This window comes from Pseudomonas emilianonis (assembly GCF_023072625.1).
Classification (GTDB): Bacteria; Pseudomonadota; Gammaproteobacteria; order Pseudomonadales; family Pseudomonadaceae; genus Aquipseudomonas; species Aquipseudomonas paraveronii.
Map to the genome: position 1 here is coordinate 1 of NZ_JAKNRV010000226.1, position 8,631 is coordinate 8,631.

The window sequence follows — 8,631 nt, forward strand, 5'->3', positions numbered from 1 at the left end:
TGTGGCGAGGGAGCTTGCTCCCGCTGGGACGCGAAGCGGCCCCAACAGAGGGGACTGCTACGCAGTCCAACGGGAGCAAGCTCCCTCGCCACGGGTTAGCGGTTGCCCGCTCTATCGCTTAACTGACCGGCATTAGGCTGATCGCCCGCTCCAAAACGGGCGACTATCGGAAATCCCGCCGCTCGCGAATCAACGTATAGGCGTTATGCAGCTCGCGGGTTCGCTCGGTGGCCTCACGCACTTGCGCGGGGCTGGCGCCGGTGCCGGCGATCTTGTCCGGGTGATGGCGGCTGAGCAGGCGGCGATAGGCCTGCTTGATCACCGATGGTTCGGTGGTGGTGGTCACCCCCAGAATCCGCAACGCCTCCTGATACGCGGCGCCACGACTGGCCACTGGCTTGCGCTCCGGCGCGTAATCGGCGGCCAGCGCCTGAAGCTGTTGTGGCGTCCAGCCCAGCCACTTGCCCCACAGGTTGATCAAGTCGCGCTCGGCATCATCCGCACGGCCATCCGCCCAGGCCATCCGCCAACAGGCGCGCAACACGCCTTCTGCCGCGTAGGGCTGGGACTTGAGGACGCGCAGGTAGGCACGCACCCGGTCAGAACCGGATTTACCGCGATTGAACGCCGTAATCGCGCGGCGCTGGGCCGGCTCCGTCATGTCCAGCGCACGCATTTCCTGGCGTGCCTGCTGGATATGCCCGTCCACCACGCGGCCATTGCTTTTGGCCAGGCGGCCCAGCAGCACAAACAACAGCTCGTCATTGCGCAACGCCGAACGCCCGCCCAGGCGCTCACGCAACTGTGCCCAGCTTTGCAGTTGCAGGCGGCGATCCAACGCCTGCCCCAGCAAGGCTCCCAACAAGGCCCCCGGAATACTGGCAATGGCAAAGCCAGCCCCGGCGCCGATCAGCGTCCCTGGCCACAACATCCTTAGCGCCCCGCTGTCAGCAGGGTTTCGACTTGCGCCAGGCGCTCCAGCGTGCCGACATCAATCCAGCGTCCCGTCATGTGTTCCCCCGTTACCTGCCCTTGCGCCATCGCTGCGCGCAACAGCGGCGCCAGCTTGAAGGCACCGGCGCTGCAACCCGCGAACAATTTGGGGTCGAGCACTGAAATGCCACTGAAGGTCAGGTTATCGGCACCGGGCGCCGCATCATGAAGCACGCCATGATCCAGGTAGAAATCTCCGCCCGAGGGGTGATGCGCCGGGTTATCGACCATCACCAAGTGGGCCAGGCCCTGGAGCGGACGCTGGAGCTGGGCGAAGTCGTAGTCGGTCCAGATATCGCCATTGACCACCAGAAACGGCTCATCCCCCAGTAACGGCAATGCCTGGAAAATCCCGCCGCCGGTTTCCAGTGGCTCGCCCTCGGGGGAGTAGCGGATGCGCAAGCCAAACTGCGCACCGTCGCCCAGGTAACTTTCAATCTGCTGGCCGAGCCAGGCATGGTTGATCACGATATCGCTGAAACCGGCCTTGGCCAGCGCTTCCAGGTGATACTCGATCAGGCGCTTGCCGCCCGCCTGCACCAGCGGCTTGGGCGTGTGCAAGGTGAGCGGACGCATCCGCTCGCCTTTGCCGGCCGCCAGGATCATCGCCTTCATACGCTCGCCTCGGCGGGTTGGCGCAGGCTGGACAACAGTTCAGCCAGTTCGCCCAACTCGGGGCGGTCCGCCAGCACCGCTTCTATATAAGCAAAGAAGCGCGGCACGTCGGCCAGGTAGCGTGGCTTGCCGTCGCGGTGGCAGATGCGCGCGAAGATACCGATCACCTTGAGGTGACGTTGCACACCCATCAGGTCGCTGGCGCACAGGAAGTCGTCGAAATCCGTCTGCACCGGGATGCCCAGTGTTGCGGCGCGCTCCCAGTAGCCGCGCTGCCATTCGCGCACGCGGGCCTGGGGCCAACTGAGGAACGCGTCCTTGAATAGGCAGGTGATGTCGTAGGTCACCGGGCCGTAGACCGCATCCTGGAAATCCAGCACACCGGGGCTCGGCTCGCTGATCATCAGGTTGCGCGGCATGTAGTCGCGGTGTACCAGCACTTTCGGCTGGGCCAGGGCGCTGTCGATCAACAGCTCGCTGGCACGCTGCCAGAGCGCCTGCTGGTGAGCGTCGAATTCGATACCCAGGTGGCGGCGCACGTACCATTCGGGGAAGAGTTCCAGTTCGCGACGCAGCAAAGCGACGTCATAGCTGGGCAGCGGCGCGTGCATCGGCAACTGCTGAAAAGCCAGCAAGGCGTCGATGGCATCGGCAAACAATTGATCGGCATTTTGCTCGTCAATCACGTCCAGGTAGGTTTTTCTGCCCAGGTCGTTGAGCAAAAGAAAGCCGCGCGGCAAATCTTCTGCATAAATTTTTGGCACATTTATTCCCGATTTCGCCAGCAAATCGGCGATATCGACGAAAGGTTTGCAGTTTTCCTGGGGGGGTGGAGCGTCCATCACCACGAAAGTATGCGCCCCTCCTTCCCAGCGGAAGTAGCGCCTGAAACTCGCGTCGCTACTGGCGGCGGTCAATGTGGCCGGGGGTACGACGCCCCAGTCCTGAGCGTTGAAGAGGATCGGCAACTGCTCATCCAGCCAGACTTTCAGCTGTTGTAAACGTAGATCTTGCTCGGGCATTACAAGGGTCTCCGACGGCGCTAGCCGTCAAGCGGGTCATGCTTTATTATCACGCATCTTTTTCAGACCATCGAGAGGCGTGCGGCCCACACCGCGGGCAGATGGCACGCAGGAAGCCCGGACTAATAAGATGGCATTGAAATCCCCCGCGTTTCGTAGAAAATTTCCGTTGCTGGTAACCGGCAGTCTGCTGGCCATGCAACCCTTCGCCACTTCATTCGTGGTCGCCGCGGAACAGTATGACTGCTCAGTCTCTGCTTCGGGTGCCTGGGATTGCGCGCCGAAAAACGCCGCGGCCCCATTGCCACCACGACCGGTGCATGACGGCGCAGCCATCAGCTCGGCCAACAGCACCGCGCAAACCGATGCTGGCGGCAAAGCCGAGGCCGTGCCGCAGACCGCACTGGTCACCGAATCCAAGGGCCGTGGCCTGCGTTCACGCAGCGCCGACTACAGCCACCTGGACTGGGTGCCCCGCGAGAAGCTGACCGCCGCCCAACTGGCTGAAACCGGCCCTTATTGCTCAGGCGCGTACATCGAGCCGATTCGTCCTGGCATGAACGATAAGACGAAGCAGAGCGATGCGCCGACCTTCATCGGCGCCAAGGCTTCGCGTTACGAGCAGGAACAGCAGGTCGCGACCCTGGCCGGTGACGTCGTCATGCGCCAGGGCAGCATGCAGCTTGAGTCTGAGGAAGCCAGCCTGTACCAGGCCGAAAACCGTGGCGAGCTGAACGGCAATGTCCGTCTGCGCGACAACGGCGCCCTGATCGTCGGCGACCACGCCCAAGTCCAGCTCGATACCGGTGCGGCACAGATCGACAACGCCGAATACGTGTTGCACAAGTCACGCATCCGCGGTAACGCGCTGTACGCCAAGCGCGCAGAAAACGCGATCATCCGTCTCAAGGACGGTACGTACACCACCTGCGAGCCAGACAGCAACGCCTGGCAGCTCAAGGGCAACAACATCACGTTGAACCCGGCCACCGGTTTCGGTACGGCCACCAACGCGACGCTGCGGATCAAGAACATCCCGATCCTGTACACCCCTTACATCTATTTCCCGATCGACGATCGTCGTCAATCCGGCTTCCTGCCGCCGAGCTTCAGCACCGGCAGCGAGACTGGCTTTACGCTGGTGACGCCGTACTACTTCAACCTGGCACCGAACTACGACGCCACGTTGTACCCGCAATACATGACCAAGCGCGGCTTGTTGATGGAAGGCGAATTCCGCTACCTCACCAAATCCAGCGAAGGCCAGTTCGGCGGCGCGTACCTGAACGACGACAGCGACGAACGCAGCAAGCAGACCGATTACGAAAAAACGCGCTATATGCTCAATTGGCAGCATAAGGGCGGGCTGGATTCGCGACTGACGACGCAGGTGGATTACACCAAGATCAGCGATCCTTACTACTTCCAGGACTTGAAGTCGTATGAAGAAGGGGTTGAGAGTCGGGATTACCTGAACCAGCAAGGCTCTGTGGCTTATCGAGGCGATTCTTACCAAGCGCGCTTGAACGTCCAGGCTTATCAGTTGGCAACGATCTCTCAGATCACGCCATATGATCGGTTGCCGCAGATCACCTTCAATGGTGCGCTGCCGTACCATCCGGGCGGGTTGAACTTCACATACGAGACCGAAGCGGTTCGTTTTGAACGCAGCCTCGAAAACGGCTCGTTTACCGATGAGAATGGCCTCGTATCGCCTCGTCTGGACACTTATGTCACAGGCCTGACCCGCGCAAACGGTACTCGCTTGAACGCCGCCCCTGCCGTCGACTACCCGATGAACTGGACCTACGGCTTTGTTACGCCGAAGTTGAAGTACGTCTATACCAAGTACGACCTCGACCTTGACGGTACCGGCAAGACGCAAATGGCTGCATCCGGTCAGACGTTCAAGAGTTCGCAAGATCGCGCCGTGCCAATCGCCAGCGTCGACAGCGGCCTGTACTTCGATCGCAACACCAACTGGTTCGGCAAAGACTATCGTCAAACCCTCGAGCCGCGTGCGTTCTACCTTTATGTGCCGAATAAAGACCAGAGCGACATCCCGGTTTTCGACACCAGCGAATACTCGTTCAGCTACGCCTCGCTCTTCCGTGACAACCGCTTCAGCGGCACCGACCGGATCGGCGATGAGAACAAGCTGTCCCTGGGTGTCACCAGCCGCTGGATCGAAGAAAACGGCTTCGAACGCCAACGCGTCAGCGTCGGCCAGGCTCTGTACTTCAAGGACCGCCAGGTTCAACTGCCCGGTATCGTGGCAGCCGACCGCGCCGACGCCCAGAGCGACGTTTCGCCGATCGCCCTGGACTACGAGTTCCGCTTCAACCGAGACTGGCGCGCCACTGCCGACTACAACTGGGACACGGAAAGCCACTCCCCACGTTCCGGCAGTGCGATGTTCCACTACCAGCCCGAAGACAACCCGAACAAGGTCGTCAACCTCGGTTATCGCTATCGCAACGACCAAGTGGTCTACGACCAGCTGAGCGGTAAATGGCAGTTTGGCGGCGACTACGGCACTCCTGGTACAGATAACTACGTGAAGGATTACTACAAAATCCAACAACACGACTTCTCGATGATGTGGCCGATCATTCCCCAGTGGAACATGATCACCCGCTGGCAGTACGATTACGCCCGCAACCGTACCCTGGAAGCCTTCGGTGGTTTCGAGTACGACAACTGCTGCTGGAAACTGCGCGTCATCAACCGTTACTGGGTTTCCAACGACGAATACAGCCAGATCGCCCCGCTTAACGAAAAGGGTGACCACGGGCTCTTCTTCCAGATCGTCCTCAAAGGACTCGGCGGCCTGACCGGCGCCAAGGTAGAGAGCTTCCTCGACAAAGGCATTCAAGGTTATCGTGAACGTGAAGATCAAGCTTTCTGATTGTCTGCGCCCGCTCATGCTGGGCGCGCTGTTCCTGGGTACCGTATCGGCGCATGCCGCGGTTCAACAGCTGGATAAGGTCGTGGCCATCGTCGATAACGACGTGATCATGCAGAGCCAACTGGACCAACGGGTCAAGGAAGTTCAGCAAACCATCGCCAAGCGTGGCGGTGGTGTGCCGCCTACCAGCGTCCTGGACCAACAGGTCCTGGAGCGCCTGATCGTCGAAAACCTGCAGTTGCAGATCGGCGACCGTTCCGGCATCCGTATTTCGGACGAAGAACTGAACCAGGCCGTCGGCACCATCGCGCAACGCAACAACATGAGCATCGATCAGTTCCGCGCCGCCCTGGCCCACGATGGCCTGTCCTATGAGGACGCACGTGACCAGATCCGCCGCGAAATGATCATCAGCCGTGTGCGTCAGCGCCGTGTGGCCGAGCGGGTTCAGGTCTCCGAGCAGGAAGTGAAGAACTTCCTCGCATCGGACCTGGGCAAGATGCAGCTCTCCGAAGAACTGCACCTGGCCAACATCCTTATCCCGACACCGGACAGCGCCAACTCCGAGCAGCTCAATGCAGCCGCCGCCAAAACCCAGGCTATCTATGATCGCCTGAAGGGCGGTGCTGACTTTGCTCAAATGGCCATTGCCCAGTCCGGCAGCGACAACGCCCTGGAAGGCGGCGATATGGGCTGGCGCAAAGCTGCTCAATTGCCACCTCCGTTCGACCGTGAACTGAGTGCCATGGAAGTGGGCGGCATTACCCAACCAGCCCGTACCCCTGGCGGCTTCATCATCCTCAAGTTGCTGGAACGTCGTGGCGGCGAAACCTCGCTGAAAGACGAAGTGCACGTTCGTCACATCCTGGTTAAACCAAACGAAGTCCGCACCGAAGCGCAAACCAAGGAACTGGCCCAGAAGATCTATGACCGCATCGAAAGCGGCGAAGACTTTGCCACCCTGGCCAAAAGTTTCTCGGAAGACCCAGGCTCTGCCCTTAACGGTGGCGACCTCAACTGGATCGACCCGAAAGCGCTGGTGCCGGAGTTCCAAGAAGTGATGGCCAAGACCCCGCAAGGCGTACTGTCCAAACCCTTCAAGACTCAATATGGCTGGCATGTACTGGAAGTCCTTGGCCGCCGCGCCACCGACAACACCAGCCAGGCCCGCGAACAGCAAGCCCTGACCGTGCTGCGCAACCGCAAGTACGACGAAGAGCTGCAAACCTGGTTGCGTCAGATCCGTGACGAAGCCTACGTAGAAAACAAACTGCCAGGCGCCGAGCAAACAGGCACCAACCAGGCAAACCAGTGAAACCCCAGCGTTTCGCAGTCACACCCGGCGAGCCGGCCGGCATTGGTCCAGACCTGTGCCTGCTGCTCGCCTCGCAACCCCAGCCACATCCCCTGATCGCCATTACCAGCCGCGACCTGCTCCTTGAGCGGGCCGCGCAACTGGGCGTGTCCGTCAAGTTGCTGGACGTTTCGCCGGGTAACTGGCCCGACCTGCCAGCCCCTGCGGGCAGCCTGTATGTGTGGGATACCCCGCTGCTGGCCAAGGTGGTCACCGGGCAACTGAACAAGGCCAATGCGGCCTTTGTGCTGGAAACCCTGACCCGCGCCGGACAAGGCTGTCTCGACGGCGACTTCGCCGGCATGATCACTGCCCCCGTACACAAGGGCGTGATCAACGAATCCGGTATCGCCTTTTCCGGCCATACCGAATTCCTCGCCGAACTGACCCACACCGCCCAAGTCGTGATGATGCTGGCCACGCATGGCCTACGCGTCGCCCTGGTGACCACGCACTTGCCGCTGCGCGATGTGGCCGATGCCATTACCGTTGAGCGTCTGGAGCGCGTCACGCGCATCCTGCACGCCGACCTGCAACAGAAATTCGGCATCGCCCAACCGCGCATCCTGGTCTGCGGGCTCAACCCCCACGCAGGGGAAGGCGGCCACCTGGGCCATGAAGAAATCGACATCATCGAACCCACCCTGGAGCGTCTGCGCCAAGACGGCATGGACCTGCGCGGCCCATTGCCTGCGGACACTCTGTTTACCCCCAAATATCTGGAGCACTGCGACGCAGTGCTGGCGATGTACCATGACCAAGGGCTGCCCGTGCTGAAATACAAAGGCTTCGGCGCCGCAGTCAACGTGACACTGGGCCTGCCGATCATCCGCACTTCCGTCGACCATGGCACCGCCCTGGACCTGGCAGGCAGCGGCAAGATCGACACCGGCAGCCTGCGCGTGGCCCTGGAAACCGCCTATCAGATGGCCGAGACCCGTATATGACCGAGCATTACCAACACCGGGCGCGCAAGCGCTTCGGGCAAAACTTCCTGCACGACGCTGGCGTGATTGACCGCATCCTGCGCTCCATCCATGCCAAGCCCGAAGACCGTCTGCTGGAAATCGGCCCGGGCCAGGGCGCACTGACCCAAGGCCTGCTGGCCAGCGGCGCTCAACTGGACGTGGTTGAACTCGATAAAGACCTGATCCCGATCCTCAACCAGCAGTTTGGCGGCAAGTCCAACTTCATCCTGCACCAGGGCGATGCGCTGAAGTTCGACTTCACCAGCCTCAATGCCGCGCCCAACAGCCTGCGGGTCGTGGGCAACCTGCCATACAACATCTCCACGCCGCTGATCTTCCACCTGTTGAACAACGCCGGGATCATCCGCGACATGCACTTCATGTTGCAGAAAGAAGTGGTTGAGCGCCTGGCCGCCGGCCCTGGTGGCGGTGATTGGGGCCGTCTGTCGATCATGGTTCAGTACCACTGCCGCGTCGAACACCTGTTCAACGTTGGCCCGGGCGCGTTCAACCCGCCGCCGAAGGTCGATTCGGCCATCGTGCGCCTGGTGCCCCACGCCGTGCTCCCGCACCCGGCCAAGGATCACAAACTGTTGGAGCGCGTCGTGCGCGAAGCCTTCAACCAGCGCCGCAAGACCCTGCGCAACACGAAAGTGGACGTATAGGGTGTGACGCCTGCCCGGTGCCGGAAGGTTAATTGATGGGGTTAGCTAACGCGAAGCTCTTGATCGAAGCCCCGGTAAACGGCGGCCGAAACTATAACGGTCCTAA

6 protein-coding genes and 1 pseudogene are annotated in these 8,631 nt (G+C 61.0%); 4 read left to right on the forward strand and 3 right to left on the reverse strand.

Annotated elements, in window-relative coordinates; all coding sequences use genetic code 11:
* Positions 1-163: 163 nt before the first annotated feature.
* The 3 genes from L9Z73_RS20065 to L9Z73_RS20075 are packed head-to-tail and all read right to left on the reverse strand — an operon-like array spanning position 164 to position 2,630.
* Positions 164-931, reverse strand: coding sequence for a TerB family tellurite resistance protein (locus L9Z73_RS20065; protein ID WP_247404532.1), 768 nt, complete (start codon positions 929-931; stop codon positions 164-166).
* Positions 932-933: 2 nt separating this feature from the next.
* Complete coding sequence (gene murU, locus L9Z73_RS20070) at positions 934-1,608, reverse strand: N-acetylmuramate alpha-1-phosphate uridylyltransferase MurU (protein WP_247404535.1); 675 nt, start codon at positions 1,606-1,608, stop codon at positions 934-936.
* Positions 1,605-2,630 carry an aminoglycoside phosphotransferase family protein gene (locus tag L9Z73_RS20075; protein WP_247404538.1) on the reverse strand — a complete coding sequence of 342 codons (1,026 nt, stop codon included), beginning with the start codon at positions 2,628-2,630 and terminating at the stop codon, positions 1,605-1,607. The genes murU and L9Z73_RS20075 overlap by 4 nt, the downstream gene beginning before the upstream one ends.
* A 130-nt stretch (positions 2,631-2,760) precedes the next feature.
* Here L9Z73_RS20075 and L9Z73_RS20080 point away from each other — a divergent pair, with 130 nt between their 5' ends.
* From L9Z73_RS20080 to rsmA, 4 genes and pseudogenes are all read left to right on the forward strand, one after another.
* On the forward strand, positions 2,761-5,538 hold the full coding sequence (locus L9Z73_RS20080) for an LPS-assembly protein LptD (protein WP_247404540.1): 2,778 nt from the start codon (positions 2,761-2,763) through the stop codon (positions 5,536-5,538).
* Positions 5,513-6,853 carry a peptidylprolyl isomerase gene (locus L9Z73_RS20085; RefSeq protein ID WP_247404543.1) on the forward strand — a complete coding sequence of 447 codons (1,341 nt, stop codon included), beginning with the start codon at positions 5,513-5,515 and terminating at the stop codon, positions 6,851-6,853. Before L9Z73_RS20080 ends, L9Z73_RS20085 begins: the two co-directional genes overlap by 26 nt.
* Positions 6,850-7,839, forward strand: coding sequence for a 4-hydroxythreonine-4-phosphate dehydrogenase PdxA (gene pdxA, locus L9Z73_RS20090; protein ID WP_247404545.1), 990 nt, complete (start codon positions 6,850-6,852; stop codon positions 7,837-7,839). Before L9Z73_RS20085 ends, pdxA begins: the two co-directional genes overlap by 4 nt.
* Positions 7,836-8,510 (forward strand): annotated as a pseudogene (gene rsmA / locus L9Z73_RS31575) (16S rRNA (adenine(1518)-N(6)/adenine(1519)-N(6))-dimethyltransferase RsmA); the annotation flags it as partial. The gene pdxA and the pseudogene rsmA, both read left to right, overlap by 4 nt.
* Positions 8,511-8,631: the final 121 nt, after the last annotated feature.